We start from the raw sequence: 1,109 nt of genomic DNA on the forward strand, positions 1-1,109 counted from the left end.
CCGTCCACGGTCGAGTCGGTGCTGAAGGTCAGACTGGCATCTGCCGGTAAATCCACATCGGTGGCGGTGATATTGCCGCTCACCGTGGCATCTTCGGTCACCGACGCGGTGGCTGCCTGTGCAACCGGGGCGTCATTGGTACCGGTCACGGTAATGGTTAACGTGGTGGTTGCGGTCGCGCCCTGATCATCGGTGACGGTCACTGGCACTTCAATCACCTGCGTCTCACCTGCGCTCAGCGCATCATAACCGGAGGCATCAAAACTGTAACTGCCGTCGGCATTGAGGATTAAACCGTCCACGGTCGCGTCGGTACTGAAGGTCAGACTGGCATCCGCCGGTAAATCCACATCCGTGGCGGTAATGTTGCCGGTCACCGTCGCATCTTCAGTGACGGTATTAGTCGCGGCTTGCGCAACCGGCGCATCGTTAGTACCGGTCACGGTAATGGTCAGTGTGGTGGTTGCGGTGGCGCCCTGATCGTCCGTGACGGTTACCGGCACCTCGATGACCTGCGTCTCACCTGCGCTCAGTGCATCATAACCGGAGGCATCAAAACTATAAGAGCCATCGGCATTGAGGGTCAGCCCGTCCACGGTGGATTCAGTACTGAAGGTCAGCGTCGCATCCGCCGGTAAATCCACATCCGTGGCGGTGATACTGCCGGTCACCGTGGCATCTTCGGTCACCGACGCGGTGGCTGCCTGTGCAACCGGGGCGTCATTGGTACCGGTCACGGTAATGGTTAACGTGGTGGTTGCGGTCGCGCCCTGATCGTCTGTGACGGTCACTGGCACTTCAATCACCTGCGTCTCACCTGCGCTCAACGCGTCATAACCGGAGGCATCAAAGCTGTAACTGCCGTCGGCATTCAGGGTCAGCCCGTCCACGGTAGATTCAGTGCTGAAGGTCAGACTGGCATCCGCCGGTAAATCCACATCGGTGGCGGTCACACTACCAGTGATGGTGGCATCTTCGGTCACGGATACGGTGGCTGCCTGTGCAACCGGGGCATCATTGGTGCCAGTCACGGTGATGGTTAACGTGGTACTCGTAGTCGCGCCCTGATCGTCCGTGACGGTTACCGGCACTTCAATCACCTGCGTCTC

The 1,109-nt window shown here is 59.3% G+C and carries 1 protein-coding gene; it reads right to left on the bottom strand.

Features of this window, described 5'->3' with window-relative positions:
* On the bottom strand, nucleotides 1–1,109 hold a 1,109-nt coding region (locus VR7878_RS18920; protein ID WP_205409492.1), incomplete at both ends, for a cadherin-like domain-containing protein.

Source organism: Vibrio ruber DSM 16370 (genome assembly GCF_900163965.1).
Lineage (GTDB): Bacteria > Pseudomonadota > Gammaproteobacteria > Enterobacterales > Vibrionaceae > Vibrio > Vibrio ruber.